Annotated in this window: 14 protein-coding genes and 5 tRNA genes; all 19 read left to right on the top strand. The window is 55.4% G+C overall.

Features of this window, described 5'->3' with window-relative positions; all coding sequences use genetic code 11:
* Window positions 1-639 (top strand): type III pantothenate kinase (locus tag PHD44_RS10115; protein ID WP_300191170.1); only part of this gene is annotated, 639 nt, incomplete at its 5' end.
* A gap of 73 nt (window positions 640-712) precedes the next feature.
* Window positions 713-788, top strand: a tRNA-Thr gene (locus PHD44_RS10110).
* A 100-nt stretch (window positions 789-888) separates the two neighbouring features.
* A tRNA-Tyr gene (locus PHD44_RS10105) sits at window positions 889-973 on the top strand.
* A 53-nt stretch (window positions 974-1,026) separates the two neighbouring features.
* Window positions 1,027-1,100 (top strand) — tRNA-Gly (locus tag PHD44_RS10100).
* 24 nt (window positions 1,101-1,124) lie between these two features.
* A tRNA-Thr gene (locus PHD44_RS10095) sits at window positions 1,125-1,200 on the top strand.
* Between the two features lie 72 nt (window positions 1,201-1,272).
* Window positions 1,273-2,463, top strand: coding sequence for an elongation factor Tu (gene tuf, locus PHD44_RS10090; RefSeq protein ID WP_300191168.1), 1,191 nt, complete (start codon window positions 1,273-1,275; stop codon window positions 2,461-2,463).
* 83 nt (window positions 2,464-2,546) lie between these two features.
* A tRNA-Trp gene (locus PHD44_RS10085) sits at window positions 2,547-2,622 on the top strand.
* A gap of 86 nt (window positions 2,623-2,708) precedes the next feature.
* Complete coding sequence (gene secE / locus PHD44_RS10080; protein WP_300191166.1) at window positions 2,709-3,083, top strand: preprotein translocase subunit SecE; 375 nt, start codon at window positions 2,709-2,711, stop codon at window positions 3,081-3,083.
* A gap of 12 nt (window positions 3,084-3,095) precedes the next feature.
* Window positions 3,096-3,629, top strand: a complete 534-nt coding sequence (gene nusG, locus PHD44_RS10075) for a transcription termination/antitermination protein NusG (RefSeq protein ID WP_290680990.1) — start codon at window positions 3,096-3,098, stop codon at window positions 3,627-3,629.
* Between the two features lie 74 nt (window positions 3,630-3,703).
* A complete protein-coding gene (rplK, locus tag PHD44_RS10070) occupies window positions 3,704-4,135 on the top strand; it encodes a 50S ribosomal protein L11 (protein WP_300191161.1) in 432 nt (143 codons plus the stop codon).
* Window positions 4,135-4,830 carry a 50S ribosomal protein L1 gene (gene rplA, locus PHD44_RS10065; RefSeq protein WP_300191158.1) on the top strand — a complete coding sequence of 232 codons (696 nt, stop codon included), beginning with the start codon at window positions 4,135-4,137 and terminating at the stop codon, window positions 4,828-4,830. Before rplK ends, rplA begins: the two co-directional genes overlap by 1 nt.
* A gap of 234 nt (window positions 4,831-5,064) precedes the next feature.
* Window positions 5,065-5,592, top strand: a complete 528-nt coding sequence (gene rplJ / locus PHD44_RS10060) for a 50S ribosomal protein L10 (protein WP_300191155.1) — start codon at window positions 5,065-5,067, stop codon at window positions 5,590-5,592.
* A gap of 30 nt (window positions 5,593-5,622) precedes the next feature.
* Window positions 5,623-6,000 (top strand): 50S ribosomal protein L7/L12, encoded by a 378-nt coding sequence (gene rplL / locus PHD44_RS10055; protein ID WP_300191152.1) that lies wholly within the window; start codon window positions 5,623-5,625, stop codon window positions 5,998-6,000.
* A 191-nt stretch (window positions 6,001-6,191) separates the two neighbouring features.
* Window positions 6,192-10,358: a DNA-directed RNA polymerase subunit beta gene (gene rpoB / locus PHD44_RS10050; protein ID WP_300191149.1), complete on the top strand. Its 4,167-nt coding sequence runs from the start codon at window positions 6,192-6,194 to the stop codon at window positions 10,356-10,358.
* 78 nt (window positions 10,359-10,436) lie between these two features.
* Window positions 10,437-14,642 (top strand): DNA-directed RNA polymerase subunit beta', encoded by a 4,206-nt coding sequence (rpoC, locus tag PHD44_RS10045; protein WP_300191147.1) that lies wholly within the window; start codon window positions 10,437-10,439, stop codon window positions 14,640-14,642.
* A gap of 120 nt (window positions 14,643-14,762) precedes the next feature.
* Window positions 14,763-15,140 (top strand): 30S ribosomal protein S12, encoded by a 378-nt coding sequence (gene rpsL / locus PHD44_RS10040; RefSeq protein ID WP_012823217.1) that lies wholly within the window; start codon window positions 14,763-14,765, stop codon window positions 15,138-15,140.
* Between the two features lie 29 nt (window positions 15,141-15,169).
* A complete protein-coding gene (gene rpsG / locus PHD44_RS10035; protein WP_290681021.1) occupies window positions 15,170-15,640 on the top strand; it encodes a 30S ribosomal protein S7 in 471 nt (156 codons plus the stop codon).
* 17 nt (window positions 15,641-15,657) lie between these two features.
* On the top strand, window positions 15,658-17,757 hold the full coding sequence (fusA, locus tag PHD44_RS10030; RefSeq protein WP_300191142.1) for an elongation factor G: 2,100 nt from the start codon (window positions 15,658-15,660) through the stop codon (window positions 17,755-17,757).
* Window positions 17,758-17,788: 31 nt separating this feature from the next.
* The coding region (locus PHD44_RS10025) for a GTP-binding protein (protein ID WP_300191139.1) at window positions 17,789-18,146 on the top strand (358 nt) is incomplete at its 3' end.

Raw genomic sequence — 18,146 nt, 5'->3', positions numbered from 1 at the left:
AAGGGCCCTATTTCAAAGTTCGTTATTGCATCAGTCGCCTCGGAATCGCTGCGGCAATGGCTGGCAGAAACACTGGTCGCGAATTACGCCGATGTGCCCGTGCAATGGCTCAAAAGTCGTGCCCGATGTTGTGGCGTCAAGCTGGCCTATCCGGAGGTCTCCCAATTCGGGGTGGACCGATTCTGTGCGCTGGTCGCGGCCCGGCACCGTTGTCCCGATCAGGCCGTGGTTGTCATCAATGCGGGAACGGCGATCACGATCGACTACATGGCGCCGACCGGGCAGCACGAGGGCGGACTCATCATGCCTTCGTTGGCCGCCATGAAGGCGGGGCTGAATCAATTGGCGCCAAATCTGAGTGATAGCTGGGAAAGCGAGTCATCGAAAGGCGGTGCGCAGACGGGGTGGCTGGCGACCAATACGGCAGACGCGCTGCAGTTGGGGCGTCAATGGATGCTGGTCAGTGCGCTCAGTCAGTCGCTGAATGCCATGAGGGCACACGCAGCACCGTTGCCACTGGCTGTGGTCATCGGGGGGGGCGATGCCATCGCCCATAAAGCATGGCTTGATCCGGCGGCACAGGTGGTTGAGAACCTCGTGCTGGAAGGGGTGAAAATTCTTGCACGGCAACGAAGTTAAGGTCGATTGCGAAAAAGGGGCGACAAAAAGAATTGCAAAACCGTCGTCACTGCGATTAGAATGCGCGCCCATTGCCGCTTTAGCTCAGTTGGTAGAGCAACCGCCTTGTAAGCGGTAGGTCGTCAGTTCGAATCCGACAAGCGGCACCAGATTAAGCTCAGCGCTCGGAGTTTAAGTGATTCGTGTAGTGCATTGCCAGGTTGATGAGATTGACTTGTTGTGTGGCTTCGTGAAGAATTGCGCGTTCTCGGTGGGGTACCCAAGCGGTCAACGGGATCAGACTGTAAATCTGACGGCTCAGCCTTCGAAGGTTCGAATCCTTCCCCCACCACCAAATTCGTCGTGCCGTCACTGTAAGGTTTGAGTCATGGCGCGGCAAAAAGGTTTGCGAGTGTAGTTCAATGGTAGAACCTCAGCCTTCCAAGCTGATGGCGTGGGTTCGATTCCCATCACTCGCTCCAAATCCGAATGATTTAGAGAAATTTGCTCATGTAGCTCAGTCGGTAGAGCACGTCCTTGGTAAGGACGAGGTCAGCGGTTCGACTCCGCTCATGAGCTCCAAAAACGTGATGCCGGGAAGCAGGTTGCCGAGCGCATCGTAGGTTTACTTAACGGGTGTGAGTGGAGAGAGTCATGTCAAAAGAGAAATTTGAACGGAACAAACCGCACGTTAACGTGGGCACGATTGGTCACGTCGACCACGGCAAGACCACCTTGACCGCTGCGATCACGAAAGTGATGGCGGGTTTGCACGGTGGTGCGTCACTGGGCTATGACCAGATCGACAAAGCGCCGGAAGAGAAAGCGCGCGGCATCACCATCAACACCTCACACGTTGAGTACGAGTCAGACAAGCGTCACTACGCGCACGTTGACTGCCCGGGTCACGCCGACTACGTGAAGAACATGATCACCGGCGCGGCCCAGATGGACGGCGCGATTCTGGTGGTTTCCGCGGCCGATGGCCCGATGCCACAAACCCGTGAGCACATCCTGCTCTCCCGTCAGGTTGGCGTGCCCTACATCGTCGTATTCCTGAACAAAGCCGACATGGTTGACGACCCCGAGTTGCTCGAACTGGTTGAAATGGAAGTCCGTGACCTCCTGACCCAGTACGAATTCCCGGGCGACGACACCCCGATCGTAACCGGATCAGCGCTCAAAGCCCTCGAAGGCGACACCAGCGACATCGGCGTACCTTCTGTGGTTAAACTCGTTCAAGCGATGGACGACTACTTCCCGGAACCGGAGCGCGCCATCGACGGCACCTTCCTGATGCCAGTGGAAGACGTATTCTCCATCTCCGGACGCGGTACCGTCGTCACCGGTCGTATCGAGCGTGGCGTGATCAAAGTCGGCGAAGAAGTTGAAATCGTCGGTATTCGCGATACCACCAAGACCACCGTTACCGGTGTAGAAATGTTCCGCAAACTGCTCGATCAGGGTATGGCTGGCGACAACGTCGGTGTGCTTCTGCGCGGCACCAAGCGTGACGACGTCGAGCGTGGTCAAGTACTGTGCAAGCCGGGTTCAATCAAGCCGCACACCAAGTTCGAAGCCGAAGTGTACATTCTGGGCAAAGAAGAAGGTGGTCGTCATACCCCATTCTTCAACGGCTACCGTCCCCAGTTCTACTTCCGCACCACGGACGTCACCGGTTCATGCGCATTGCCCGAAGGCACCGAAATGGTCATGCCGGGCGACAACGTCGCCATGACCGTCAGCCTGATTGCACCGATTGCGATGGAAGACGGCCTGCGTTTTGCGATTCGTGAAGGCGGCCGCACAGTCGGTGCCGGTGTTGTCTCTAAAATCATCGAGTAATTAACTCGGCCGGTTGTCAATAGGCGCGAAGTCGTGTAGACTTCGCGCTCTTTTTTCATCCCTGAAAAAAGACAAAGTTAAAAAGGTCAGTAGCTCAATTGGTAGAGCGACGGTCTCCAAAACCGTAGGTTGGGGGTTCGATTCCCTCCTGGCCTGCCATTTTTACCGCTGGATCCTGTTTGTATTCCCGCGGATAAGCGGTTGTCGTTAAACGGTCGACCGATCGAATTATGTGAGTTGCAGTCATGTCGGAAAAAGCAGTGGAGTCCGCCAGTTCGTCAGGTCTGGAATCAGCCAAAATCGGCCTTGCCATCGTGCTGCTTATCGGCGGGGTGGCGGCATTCTATTGGTTGTCCAAGGAGCCGCTCTTTGTTCGTGTCGCATCGCTGCTGGTTCCTGTGCTGCTTGCGGGTGCTGTGGTGTACGCAACGGCGGTGGGCAAGAGTATTTGGCGGTTTGCCTTTGATTCTCGCGTGGAAGTGCGCAAGATGGTTTGGCCGACTCGTCAGGAAACGACCCAGACCACCCTGGTTGTGGTTTTGCTGATTGTTGTGATCAGTCTGTTTTTGTGGGGCGTGGATTCGCTCCTGGCTTGGATTGTTCGCGCTATTGCGGGCTGAGGTATAAGACGGATGGCGATGCGTTGGTATGTCGTACAAGCGTTTTCACAGTTTGAAAACAGCGTAAAGAAGGCCTTGGAAGAGCGCATTGAGCGTGAAGGCCTGCAGTCATTGTTCGGCGAAATTCTGGTTCCATCAGAAGAAGTTGTTGAGATGCGCGATGGCGTCAAGCGTCGTTCGGAGCGTAAGTTCTATCCCGGCTATGTTCTTGTTCAGATCGATATGACCGATGAGGCTTGGCACCTGGTTAACTCAGTGCCGCGGGTGCTTGGCTTCGTGGGTGATTCGGGTGGTAAGCCGACGCCGATCAGCAGCAAAGAAGCTGAGGCGATCATGGCGCGGGTCAAGGACTCCACGGACAAGCCGAAGCCGAAGACATTGTTTGACGTGGGTGAAATGGTTCGGGTCTGTGATGGTCCGTTCAATGACTTCACCGGCGTTGTGGAAGAAGTGAATTACGAAAAGTCACGCCTGCATGTTGCGGTGAGTATTTTCGGCCGCTCGACCCCGGTCGAGCTCGGTTTCGATCAGGTCGCCAAGACCTAAAGGGCGGCTCTGTTTTGTTAACTGGGGAGTTGTCTGACTTGTTCAGCAACGTTTGCACCCGATGAGAGGTAGTTATGGCTAAGAAAGTCACAGGTTATATCAAGCTTCAGGTCAAGGCCGGTCAAGCTAATCCATCGCCGCCGATTGGTCCGGCGTTGGGTCAAAAAGGCGTCAACATCATGGCGTTCTGTAAAGAATTCAATGCGGCGACGCAAACCCTTGAGCAGGGCTCTCCTATTCCCGTGGTGATTACGGTTTACGCCGATAAATCATTCACCTTCATCATGAAGACGCCGCCGGTGAGCTTCCTCTTGAAGAAAACGGCAGGCATCAAGTCAGGTAGTGCGGTTCCGAACAAGACCAAGGTCGGTACGTTGACGCGTCAGCAGATCGAAGATATCGCGAAGATCAAGCAACCTGATCTGACCGCTAAAGATATGGAAGCGATGGTTCGAACCATCGCAGGTAGCGCCCGGAGCATGGGCCTGAACGTGGAGGGTGTGTAATGGCTAAGTTAACCAAACGTCAAAAAGCCATTGCGGCCAAAGTCAAAGCGAATCAGCCCTATGCGGCAGTGGACGCATTCAATCTGTTGAAAGAAGTATCGACCGTCAAGTTTGTCGAGGCTGTGGATGTTGCTGTTCACCTTGGCGTTGACCCGCGCCGTTCGGATCAGATGGTCCGTGGAGCGACCGTACTCCCGAATGGTACCGGTAAGTCCGTGCGTGTTGCTGTGTTTGCACAAGGTGCGAATGCTGAAGCAGCCAAGGCTGCTGGCGCGGATATCGTTGGTTTTGAAGATCTGGCAGCTGAAATCAAGCAGGGTCGTATGGACTTTGACGTCGTCATCGCCACGCCTGATGCCATGCGCGTCGTGGGTCAGTTGGGGCAGATTTTGGGTCCTCGCGGCCTGATGCCTAATCCAAAGGTCGGCACGGTTGCGGTAGATGCAGCGGCGGCGGTTAAGAACGCCAAAGCCGGCCAGGTACGTTACCGCACGGAAAAAGGCGGCATCATTCACTGCACCATCGGCAAAGTGAATTTCACGCCGGAGGCGTTGACTGAAAACCTGAATGCACTCCTGGCTGACCTGAACAAGGCCAAGCCTGCCGCGTCAAAAGGTGTTTACATGAAGCGCGTCAGTGTCTCCAGCACCATGGGCCCAGGCCTGTTGGTGGATCTGGCATCACTGGCCGTTTAACTTGCAGCCCCCTTTAGTTATAGCGAGGGGGCAAGAACTTTGGACTGTTGCAGTTTTTCTGCAGCGGCGTCAAAGACCGTCGGCGTCAATCACGAATTGACTTAAACCACCAGCCGACGCAGACGGTTCCAGTCCTGATTTTATGTCTGGCTGGCCGTATCGTGGTGCGATATTCCGTTTGGGATGTCGCGATAGGTAACTGGGGATTTCCCCAAGCAACCGTAGGTAAAACACGTGGCTTTAACCATTGATCAGAAGCAGTTGATTGTTGCTGAAGTGACAGAGGTTGCCGGCAAGGCGCTGTCCGCGGTCGGTGCCGAGTACAGTGGTTTGACGGTCTCCCAGATGACCCAAATGCGTGTAAAAGCACGTCAAAGTGGTGTCTATCTGCGTGTGATCAAAAACACACTGGCTCGTCGCGCGATGGCGAATACACCGTTTTCTTGCATGTCCGAGGCTCTGACAGGGCCTTTGGTGTTGGCCTTCTCAATGGAAGATCCAGGTTCGGCCGCCCGGCTGATGAAAGATTATGCCAAAGAGTTTGCCAAGCTTGAAATCAAGGTAGTCGCCTTGGGTGGACAGCTTCTCTCTGTGGCCGATGTCGATCGCGTAGCCAGCCTGCCGACCCGTGAAGAAGCGTTGTCGCAACTTCTCGCCGTCATGAAGGCGCCCATCGGCAAACTCGCACGTACCCTCAACGAGGTTCCGGGCAAGTTGGTTCGTACCGTGGCCGCCGTTCGCGATCAAAAGCAAGCAGCTTAAATCTCTTTTAACTTAATCAGGATTATTAACATGGCAATTTCTAAAGACGATATTCTCGAAGCGATCTCCAACATGTCCGTAATGGAAGTCGTTGATCTGATTTCCGCAATGGAAGAAAAATTCGGCGTTTCAGCTGCTGCAGCTGTTGCAGTAGCCGGTCCTGCTGCTGCGGGCCCTGCTGCCGCTGTTGAAGAAAAAACCGAATTTGACGTTGTGCTGAAATCTTTCGGCGCCAACAAAGTGGCCGTAATTAAAGCGGTGCGTGAATTGACCGGTCTGGGCCTGAAAGAAGCCAAAGACATGGTTGAAGGCGCCCCTGCGACCATCAAAGAAGGCGTAAGCGCTGCAGACGCTGAAGCGATGAAAGCGAAACTGACTGAAGCAGGTGCTGAGGTAGAGGTTAAGTAATTGATCTTCTGCGGCTAGCATGAAGTAACGGGCTGGTGGCCATTGGCTGCCGGCCTTTGTTCGCTGGTTTTTCTGAAGATGTTTTCACCTTAAGAGTGTCTTCAGAAAATCCATAGGTCCAAGACCTGGTAATCCCCCCGCGTTGCATCCCAGGATGTCGCGCAATCCGTTTATTCCGACGAGGAAGACAGATGAGCTATTCATTTATTGAAAAAAAGCGAATCCGCAAGGAATTTGGCCACCGCGCCGATATCCTGCCGGTACCCTATTTACTGGCGACTCAGGTTGAGTCATATAAGTCATTCTTGCAGAGTGGCGTTCCTGCCAAGGGGCGGGCGAATGCCGGGCTGCATGCTGCGTTAAATTCTGTTTTCCCGATCCGCAGCCACTCAGGCAATGCTGAAATTGCGTATGTGGATTACTATTTTGGCGAGCCGGCTTTCGATGTTCGCGAATGCCAGATTCGTGGTCTGAGCTATGGGGCGCCTTTGCGCGTCAAGATGCGTCTGGTCATTTATGATCGTGATGCACCTGCGGGCTCCAAGGTGGTCAAGGATATCCGTGAGCAGGACGTCTATCTGGGTGAAATCCCGTTGATGACCGAGAGCGGCACGTTTGTGATCAACGGTACCGAACGGGTTATCGTGTCTCAGTTGCACCGTTCTCCCGGCGTGTTCTTCGATCACGACAAGGGTAAAACCTCAAGCTCCAAGAAAATCCTCTTTTCTGCACGGATCATTCCGTACCGCGGTTCGTGGTTGGATTTTGAGTTTGACCAGAAGGATATTCTGTATGCGCGTATCGACCGTCGCCGGAAGATTCCCGCCTCGATCATCCTGCGTGCGTTGGGTTACACCAACCAAGACATGCTCGATATTTTCTTCGAGCATGATGAGTTCCATGTCGATCCAGATGGTGGTCTGGCTCTGGCGCTCGTCGCCGACCGTCTGAAAGGTACCGATGCGGCATTCGATATCGATATCAATGGCGAAAACCTGATCAAGACAGGCAAGCGCATCACGGCACGCCACGTACGCGAATTGATTAACGCCAAGGTAACCAGTCTGCCGGTGCCTGTGGATTTCGTCGTTGGTCGTGTGCTTGCAGCGGATGTGATCGACAAATCGACAGGCGAAGTGCTTGCGCGCGGCAATGAAGAGCTGACCACCGAGTTGGTGGCGAAATTTGCCAAGGCTGGAATTACAGAGTTCAAGACCCTCTATTTCAATGATGTTGATCGTGGCCCGTTCATGTCGCTGACGTTGCGCGCCGACCCTTCGACCACGCCATTGGAAGCGATGGTCGAAATCTACAAGATGATGCGTCCGGGCGAACCGCCGACGAAGGATTCTGCCGAAGCATTGTTCCATGGCCTGTTCTTCACGGAAGATCGTTATGATCTTTCCGAGGTGGGCCGGATGAAGTTCAATCGCCGCATCGAGCGCGAAGGCGATGTCGGTCCTGGTGTGCTGTACGATCACAAGTATTTTGCTACGCGCGCAGCACAGGGCGACGAGACGGCCAAACAGTTGCTGAACGAGCAGGGCGACGTTTCAGACATCCTCGATGTCATGAAAGAACTGATTGATATCCGTAACGGCAACGGCAAGACAGATGACATCGATCACCTGGGTAATCGCCGCATCCGTTCGGTCGGCGAAATGGCGGAAAACGTTTTCCGCATTGGTCTGGTTCGTGTTGAGCGCGCGGTCAAAGAACGTCTCACGCAGGCCGAGTCAGAAGGTCTGACACCGCAGGATTTGATCAATGCCAAGCCCGTGGCTGCTGCGATCAAGGAGTTCTTCGGTTCCAGCCAATTATCCCAGTTCATGGATCAGAACAACCCGCTGTCGGAAATTACGCACAAACGTCGTATTTCTGCCCTGGGTCCGGGTGGTCTGACTCGTGAGCGCGCCGGCTTCGAAGTGCGTGACGTGCATACCACGCACTATGGTCGCGTGTGCCCTATCGAGACACCGGAAGGCCCGAACATCGGCCTGATCAACTCGCTGGCAACCTATGCGCGAACCAATAGTTATGGCTTCCTCGAAACGCCTTATCGCAAGGTTAAAGACGGCGTGGTCAGCAAGGAAGTCGATTGGTTGTCGGCTTATGAAGAAGAAAAGTTCACCATCGCTCAGGCCAACGCGCCGCTGGACGACAATGGCGTTCTGCAAGGCAATCTGATCTCCGTTCGCCGTGCCGGCGAGTTCATGCTCGCCAGCCCTGAAGAAATTCAGTACATGGACGTATCACCGAAGCAGATCGTATCCATCGCCGCTTCCATTATTCCGTTCCTCGAACACGATGATGCGAACCGCGCCTTGATGGGTTCGAACATGCAGCGTCAGGCTGTGCCTACCCTGCGTGCCGATAAGCCGTTGGTGGGTACGGGTATGGAGCGCGTGGTCGCTACCGATTCCGGCTCGTGCGTCGTCGCACGGCGTGGTGGCGTGGTCGATCGCGTCGATGCCGCCCGTGTTGTGGTTCGGGTCAATGCTGATGAAGCGAGCCAGGGCGACGTGGGTGTAGACATCTACAACCTCACCAAATATACCCGTTCGAACCAGAACACCTGCATCAATCAGACGCCGTTGGTCAAGGCCGGCGACGTGATTGCCAAGGGCGATGTGCTGGCTGATGGCCCGTCGGTGGACATGGGTGAACTGGCACTGGGGCAGAACATCCTGTGTGCGTTCATGCCGTGGAACGGGTACAACTTCGAGGATTCGATCCTGTTGTCCGAGCGCGTGGTGCGTGAAGATCGCCTGACCACCATCCATGTGGAAGAGCTGAACTGTATCGCGCGTGACACCAAGTTGGGTGCCGAAGAGATCACCGCCGATATTCCGAACGTGGCCGAAAGCCTGTTGAACAAGCTGGATGCGGCCGGTGTGGTGCACGTGGGTGCGGAAGTCAGCCCCGGCGACATTCTGGTGGGCAAGGTTACGCCTAAGGGTGAGACTCAGCTCACGCCGGAAGAAAAACTTCTGCGAGCCATTTTCGGAGAGAAAGCCTCCGATGTGAAAGATACCTCCCTGCGCGTCCCGCCGGGAATGGAAGGTACGGTTATCGATGTGCGCGTGTTCACACGTGACGGTATCGAAAAAGACAGCCGTGCGCGCGCGATTGAAGAAGAAGATCTCGAAGCCGTGCGCAAGGATCTGAAAGACCGTATGCGGATCATCGAAGGCGATATTCTCGCCCGTGTGAAATCCGTTCTGGTCAATCAGATCGCTGTGGGTGGCCCGGGCGTCAAGGCCGGCAGCAAGATCACCGCGGCCCAGCTTGAGAAAATCGAGCCGAGCAAGTGGCTGGAAATTCGTGTGGAAGGCGAAGAAGCGGCACAGGCGATGGAAGAATACATTGCCCAGTTGGCGCAGGCTCAGGTCGATATCGACAAGCGCTTCGAAGACAAGAAGAAAAAAATCCAGCAGGGCGATGATCTCGCACCGGGCGTGCTGAAGATGGTCAAGGTCTACGTGGCCGTCAAGCGGCGCATTCAGCCGGGTGACAAGCTCGCTGGCCGTCACGGTAACAAGGGTGTGGTCTCGATGATCGTGCCTGAAGAAGACATGCCGTACATGGAAAATGGCCAGCCGGTCGATATCTGCCTCAACCCGTTGGGTGTGCCGTCGCGGATGAACATCGGTCAGATTCTGGAAACCCATCTGGGCTTCGCGGCGCGCGGGCTGGGCATCAAGATCGAAGAGATGCTCAAGCTCGAACGCGCCAAGGCATTGATCGAGCTGCGTGCTTTCCTGGACAAGGTGTACAACCACAATTCCGACAAGCCGGTCGATCTCGATGCACTGAATGACGACGAGTTGATCGAACTGGCGCGCAACCTCAGAAAAGGCGTGCCGATGGCAACGCCGGTATTCGATGGTGCAGTCGAGGACGAAATCAAGTACATGCTGGAACTGGCCGGTTTGCCGACCTCGGGTCAGGTGCAGCTCTACGACGGTCGGTCAGGCGAACCGTTCGAGCGCACCACGACCGTGGGCTACATGTACATGCTCAAACTCAACCACCTGGTTGACGACAAGATGCATGCCCGCTCGACTGGTCCGTACTCGCTCGTTACCCAGCAGCCGTTGGGTGGTAAAGCGCAGTTCGGCGGTCAGCGCTTCGGGGAGATGGAGGTCTGGGCGCTGGAAGCTTATGGTGCAGCGTACACACTCCAGGAAATGCTCACCGTCAAGTCTGATGATGTGAACGGTCGTAACAAGATGTACAAGAACATCGTTGACGGAGACCTCAAGATGGATGCCGGTATGCCGGAATCCTTCAACGTGCTCCTCAAGGAGATTCGTTCGCTCGCGATCAACGTCGAGCTGGAGCAGGGCAAAGAATAAATCACACGCCGGGTCAGCACCCGGCAAGCCCTTCTTCCCAATAGCCCCAGTGTCTGAATTTAAGGCAGGTAGAACGCAATGAAAGAATTACTCAACCTGATGAGTCGTGAAGTGACCGATGATGATTTCGATGGTATTCGAATCTCTTTGGCTTCACCGGAGATGATCCGCTCATGGTCTTACGGCGAAGTCAAAAAGCCGGAGACCATCAACTATCGTACGTTCAAGCCGGAACGCGACGGTCTGTTCTGTGCCAAGATCTTTGGCCCGGTACGTGATTACGAATGCCTGTGCGGCAAGTACAAGCGTCTGAAGCACCGCGGTGTGGTCTGCGAAAAGTGCGGTGTGGAAGTTACCCTCTCCAAAGTGCGTCGTGAGCGCATGGGCCATATCGAACTGGCTTGTCCGGTGGCGCATATCTGGTATCTCAAATCGTTGCCTTCGCGCATCGGCTTGCTGCTGGACATGACCCTGCGCGACATCGAGCGCGTGCTGTATTTTGAAGCATTCGTGATCACCGATCCCGGCATGACCACCCTGAACAAGGGCGATCTGCTGACCGATGAAATGTACATCGACGCGCTCGAACAGTTCGGTGACGAATTCGAAGCGGACATGGGTGCAGAAGCCATCCAGAAACTGCTCAAGGACATCGATCTGGATCAACAGATTGTGACCTTGCGTGACGAGCTGGCCAGCACCGGTTCCGAGACCAAGATCAAGCGTCTGTCCAAGCGTCTGAAGCTGATCGAAGCCTTCAAGGAATCCGGCAACCGTCCTGAGTGGATGGTGCTGACCCAGTTGCCGGTGTTGCCGCCCGATTTGCGCCCGCTGGTGCCGTTGGATGGCGGCCGGTTTGCGACGTCTGACCTGAACGATCTTTATCGTCGCGTCATCAACCGCAACAACCGTCTCAAGCGTCTGATTGAAATCAATGCGCCGGACATCATCCTGCGAAACGAAAAGCGCATGTTGCAGGAATCGGTGGACTCTCTGCTGGATAACGGCCGTCGTGGTCGTGCCGTCACCGGTACCAACAAGCGTCCGCTCAAATCCCTGGCCGATATGATCAAGGGTAAACAGGGCCGCTTTCGTCAGAACCTCTTGGGTAAACGCGTCGACTACTCCGGCCGTTCGGTCATCGTGGTGGGCCCGACCCTGCGTCTGCATCAGTGCGGTCTGCCCAAGAAAATGGCGCTGGAACTCTTCAAGCCGTTTATCTTCGGTAAGTTGCACCGTCGTGGCCTGGCGACCACCATCAAGGCGGCCAAGAAACTGGTTGAGCGCGAAGGCCCGGAAGTCTGGGACGTACTTGAAGAAGTCATCCGCGAGCATCCGGTGCTGCTGAACCGCGCGCCCACCCTGCACCGTCTGGGTATTCAGGCATTCGAACCGATCCTGATCGAAGGCAAGGCGATTCAGTTGCACCCGCTCGTCTGCTCGGCCTACAACGCCGACTTCGACGGTGACCAGATGGCCGTTCACGTCCCACTGTCCCTCGAAGCGCAGGCCGAAGCCCGTGCCCTGATGATGTCGACGAACAACGTGCTGTCGCCGGCGAACGGTGACCCGGTGATTGTGCCCTCGCAGGATATCGTTCTGGGTATCTATTACATGACGCGCGCCAAGGTGAATGGTCGCGGCGAAGGCATGGTGTTTGCCGACCTGGATGAAGTCCAGCGTGCCTATGACAACCATCAGGCTGAACTGGGTGCACAGATCAAGGTGCGCCTGAACGACTGGGTACGTTATGACGATGGTACGGCGAAGCCGGTGCGCCATATCGTTGAAACTACTGTGGGTCGTGCACTGCTGTACAAGGCGCTGCCTGAAGGCGTGCCGTTTGAACAGATCAACAAGGATATGGGCAAGAAAGCCATTTCTGCCTTATTGAATTATGTCTACCGTCAGTTGGGTCTGAAGGACACTGTTTTGTTCGCGGATCAGTTGATGTACACCGGTTTCCGCTATGCGACCCGTTCCGGTATCTCGATCTGTTCGGATGACATGCTGGTTCCCCCTTCCAAGCCGGCCGAGTTGGCAAAGGCAGAAGCCGAGGTGGGTGAAATCCAGAAGCAGTACGCACAAGGTCTGGTGACGGAAAAAGAGCGTTACAACAAGGTTGTGGATATCTGGTCACGTGCGAACGATCAAATCTCCCGCGCGATGATGGAACAGTTGGGTACCGAAACAGTTGTCGATCGTGAAGGCAATACTGTCAAGCAAAGCTCGTTCAATGCGATCTTCATGATGGCCGACTCCGGTGCGCGGGGTTCCGCTGCCCAGATTCGCCAGTTGGCGGGTATGCGTGGCTTGATGAGTAAGCCCGATGGCTCGATCATCGAAACCCCCATTACGGCGAACTTCCGCGAAGGCTTGAACGTACTCCAGTACTTCATTTCAACGCACGGTGCGCGTAAAGGCCTCGCCGATACCGCATTGAAGACAGCGAACTCGGGTTACCTGACGCGTCGTCTGGTCGATGTGGCGCAAGACATCGTGATCACCATGGATGATTGCGGCACACAATCACCGGGTCTTAAAGTCACCGCAGTCATCGAAGGCGGTGATGTGGTTCAGGGCCTGGGGGCGCGAATCCTCGGTCGCACTACATCGCAAGATGTGTTGATGCCCGGTTCCGATGACGTGCTCGTTCCGTCAGGCACTGTCATCAACGAATTGCTGGTCGCCCGACTCGAAGAGGCGGGTGTGGACGAGGTTTGGGTGCGCTCGCCGATTGCCTGTGAAGCGCGTCATGGCATTTGCCAGAAGTGCTACGGCCGTGATCTTGCGCGTGGCAACCTCGTGAACATCGGCGAGGCCGTCGGTGTTATTGCTGCGCAGTCGATCGGCGAACCCGGTACCCAGTTGACCATGCGGACCTTCCACATCGGTGGCGCCGCATCACGTTCGGCGTCGGCCAGTTCGGTGCAGAACAAGGCAGCCGGTGTCGTTCGTCTGCACAATCTCAAAACAGTCAAGAACCGGGATAACGACTTGGTGGCGGTCACCCGTTCGGGTGAATTGGGCATGATCGATGACCAGGGTCGCGAACGCGAACGCTACAAAGTGCCGTACGGCGCGGTCATCCGGGTCAAGGAAGGCGAAAAGGTTGCCGGTGGCACCACTTTGGCTACCTGGGATCCACACACGCATCCTGTCGTCAGCGAAATGCAGGGCCAGGCTCGCTTCACTGACTTCGTTGATGGCCAATCGGTCAAATCCGATACCGATGAAATCACGGGCCTGTCTGCCCAGGTGGTTATCGATCCGAAACACCGAAGCGGTACGGCCAAGGAATTGCGCCCGGCCATTTCGCTGGTCGATGCGTCCGGCGAGCCGGTCTGCCTTGCGGGCACGGAGATCCCGGCGATCTACGTTCTGCCGGCTGGCGCGATTATCGGTATTGAAGATGGTGCCATGGTTCAGGTGGGTGACATCATCGCGCGTATTCCTCAGGAATCGTCGAAGACACGTGACATCACCGGTGGTCTGCCCCGTGTTGCCGACTTGTTCGAAGCCCGTAAACCGAAAGAACCCGCCATTCTGGCGGAGTACACCGGTACGATCAGCTTCGGCAAGGAAACCAAAGGCAAGCAGCGCCTGGTCATCACCGACGAGCATGGTGAGGCGCATGAAGAGCTGATTCCGAAATACCGCGTCATCAACGTATTCGAAGGTGAGCACGTCGCTCGGGGTGAGGTCATTGCCGATGGCGAATTGACGCCACACGATATTCTGCGTCTGCGCGGCATACCGGATCTGGCTGCCTACATCATCAAGGAAATTCAGGACGTTTACCGTCTGCAGGGCGTGATCATCAACGACAAGCACATCGAGGTGATTGTTCGCCAGATGCTGCGTAAGGTTGAAATCACCGAAACAGGTGATTCCGGCTACCTGCGTGGTGATCAGGTGGACAAGGCGCGTTTGCTCGAAGAAAACCGTATCCTCGAGCAGGCCGGCAAGTTCGCAGCGAAGTACGATCCGATGCTGCTGGGTATTACCAAGGCGTCACTGGTCACCGAGTCGTTCATTTCGGCGGCCTCGTTCCAGGAGACAACAAGGGTACTGACCGATTCCTCTACCCGAGGTGCGAGAGACGAACTGCGCGGCCTGAAGGAAAATGTCATTGTGGGGCGTCTAATCCCCGCAGGGACTGGCTTGGCTCATCACCAAGAGCGCCGTCGCCGCCGTCATTTGACGATGGATTCGGCCAACGCCTTGTTCATGGATAGCGAATCTACGGACGCGCGTGTCGATGAAGGGGAAAACGTATCGTAACAAGTTCTGCCAATAGTCATCTATTGGATTGACAGATTGCGGTGCACTGCTTAGAATCACTGCCCTTTGCGACGGGTCTTGGGCCCGTCGTGCTAGTTTTTGGTCGGAGAAGACATAACCATGGCTACTGTAAATCAGCTCGTGCGCAAGCCGCGCAAGCGACTGGTCGAAAAGACTAAAGTACCTGCACTCGAAGGCTGCCCGCAGCGTCGTGGTGTATGTACGCGTGTGTATACAACAACCCCCAAGAAGCCGAACTCAGCGCTGCGTAAAGTGGCTCGTGTTCGTCTGACTTCGGGCTTTGAAGTCACCGGCTATATCGGTGGCGAAGGCCACAACCTGCAGGAACACTCCGTGGTCCTGATTCGGGGTGGTCGTGTGAAGGATTTGCCTGGTGTTCGTTACCACGTTGTGCGCGGTAGCCTGGATACCCAGGGTGTCGATAAGCGTCGCCAAGGTCGCTCTAAATATGGCGCGAAGCGTCCCAAAGCGAAATAAGATTAAATTTGTAACGGTTGGATTAAGTAATGCCTAGAAGAAGAGAAGTACCGAAGCGCGAGATTTTGCCAGACCCGAAATACGGCAATGTCACTGTCGCTAAGTTCATCAACATGATCATGTTGAGCGGGAAGAAGTCTGTCGCCGAATCAATTTTGTACGGCGCCATGACAATCGCTGAAGAAAAAGGCAAGGGTCACCCGGTCGAACTCGTTGAGCGTGCGCTGGAAAACGTGGCACCTGCGGTTGAAGTTAAGTCTCGCCGGGTTGGTGGTGCAAACTACCAGGTGCCTGTCGAGGTTCGTGCCGTGCGTCGTTCCTCGTTGGCCATGCGCTGGTTGATCGACGCTGCGCGTAAGCGTGGCGAAAAGACCATGGCTGCCAAGTTGGCCGGCGAGTTGATGGACGCGGCCGAAAGCCGTGGCTCCGCAGTCAAGAAACGTGAAGATACACACCGAATGGCAGAGGCTAACAAAGCTTTTGCACATTTCCGCTGGTAATTTAAGAGGTAAACCCTGTGGCCAGAACCACCCCGCTCGAGCGCTACCGTAACTTCGGTATCATGGCGCATATTGATGCCGGCAAAACAACGACCACTGAACGCATTCTGTTCTATACCGGTGTTTCTCACAAAATCGGTGAAGTCCATGATGGCGCCGCCACCATGGACTGGATGGAGCAGGAGCAGGAGCGTGGTATCACCATCACTTCTGCGGCTACAACCGCGTTCTGGGGTGGTATGGATAAGCAGTTCGAACCGCATCGGTTCAACATTATCGATACACCCGGCCACGTTGACTTCACCATCGAAGTAGAGCGCTCACTGCGTGTGCTCGATGGCGCTGTTTTCGTGCTTTGCGCAGTGGGTGGGGTTCAGCCACAGTCTGAAACCGTATGGCGCCAGGCCAACAAGTACAGCGTTCCGCGCCTTGCGTTCGTGAACAAGATGGACCGCTCCGGTGCTGATTTCTATCGTGTCATGGATCAGCTCAAAAAACGTCTCGGAGCGAATCCTGTGCCTGTCGTGCTGCCCATCGGTGCCGAAGATGGTTTCGAAGGCGTTATTGATCTTCTGCGCATGAAGGCCATTTACTGGAATACCGAAGACATGGGTCTGACCTATGAAGAGAAGGAAATTCCGGCCGAGTTACTGGAAAAGGCAAAGACCTATAGAAGCCAGATGATGGAAGCGGCAGCCGAGGCCAATGAAGAGGTGATGGAGAAGTACCTCGAAACCGGCGATCTGTCCGATGAAGAAATTGTTTCGGGTCTGCGTCAGCGCACCCTCAACAACGAAATCATTCCGGCACTGTGCGGTACGGCGTTCAAGAACAAGGGTGTCCAGAAGATGCTGGATGCGGTTATTGATTACCTCCCTTCACCGACCCAGGTTCCGCCCATCAAGGGTGAGTTGCCGGACGGTACGGCCTCCGTGCGCAAAACGGGTGATGACGAGCCGTTCTCCGCGCTCGCGTTCAAGATCATGTCGGATCCCTTTGTCGGTTCATTGACGTTCTTCCGTGTTTATTCGGGCGTGGTGAATGCTGGTGATGGCGTACTGAACTCCACCAAGGACAGCAAGGAACGTCTGGGTCGTATCCTCCAGATGCACGCGAACTCTCGTGAAGAGATCAAAGAAGTTCGTGCGGGCGATATCGCGGCGGCAGTAGGCCTCAAGAACGTGATCACGGGCGACACACTCTGTGATCCGGCGAAGCCGATTATCCTCGAGCGTATGATCTTCCCTGAGCCGGTTATCTCTGTTGCTGTCGAGCCGAAGACCAAGGGTGACCAGGAGAAGATGGGTATGGCACTGGGTCGCCTGGCTCAGGAAGACCCATCGTTCCGTGTCTTTACCGATGAAGAATCAGGCCAGACAATTATTGCGGGTATGGGTGAACTCCACCTTGAGATTCTTGTTGACCGTATGCGTCGCGAGTTCAAGGTTGAAGCCAATATCGGCAAGCCACAGGTCGCGTATCGGGAAACCATTCGCGGTACGGTCGAGCAGGAAGGTAAGTTCGTTCGCCAGTCTGGCGGTCGCGGTCAGTACGGTCATGTCAAGATTCGGATCGAGCCATTGGAAGTCGGCGGCGGATACGAGTTCGTCAACGGCATCGTCGGTGGTGTTGTTCCTCGCGAATACATTCCTGCTGTCGACAAGGGTATTCAGGAGCAGATCAAAAATGGCGTGATCGCGGGTTACCCGGTTGTTGACGTCAAGGTCACACTGTTCGATGGTTCGTACCACGAAGTCGACTCCAACGAAATGGCGTTCAAAATCGCAGGTAGCATGGCCTTCAAAGAAGGTGCTGTTAAAGCGAACCCTGTGCTGCTCGAGCCGATGATGAAAGTCGAAGTCGAGACGCCGGAAGATTACATGGGTGATGTTATCGGTGACTTGAATCGTCGTCGCGGCATGATTCAGGGTATGGAAGATACCGTTGGCGGCGGCAAACAGATCAAGGCAGAAGTGCCGTTGTCCGAGATGTTCGGCTATGCCACCGATTTGCGTTCAGCAACCCAGGGCCGCGCGACGTACTCCATGGAGTTTGCTCGTTATGCCGAAGCACCTAAAAACGTTGCTGACGCGGTGATCAAAGGCAAGTCCGCGTAATTACTGATTAATACTTATAGAGGCTAATATCATGTCAAAAGAGAAATTTGAACGGAACAAACCGCACGTTAACGTGGGCACGATTGGTCACGTAGACCACGGCAAGACCACCTTGACCGCTGCGATCACGAAAGTGATGGCAGAAGCGCACGGTGGCGCGTCACTGGGCTATGACCAGATCGACAAAGCGCCGGAAGAAAAAGCGCGCGGTATCACGATCAACACCTCACACGTTGAGTACGAGTCAGACAAGCGCCACTATGCGCACGTTGACTGCCCGGGTCACGCCGACTACGTGAAGAACATGATCACCGGCGCGGCCCAGATGGACGGCGCGATTCTGGTGGTTTCCGCGGCCGATGGCCCGATGCCACAAACCCGTGAGCACA

The sequence above is a fragment of the Halothiobacillus sp. genome, assembly GCF_028710545.1.
Lineage (GTDB): Bacteria > Pseudomonadota > Gammaproteobacteria > Halothiobacillales > Halothiobacillaceae > Halothiobacillus.
The sequence above is the reverse complement of the archived record's forward strand: the minus strand, read 5'-3'. Positions and strand labels throughout refer to the sequence as shown.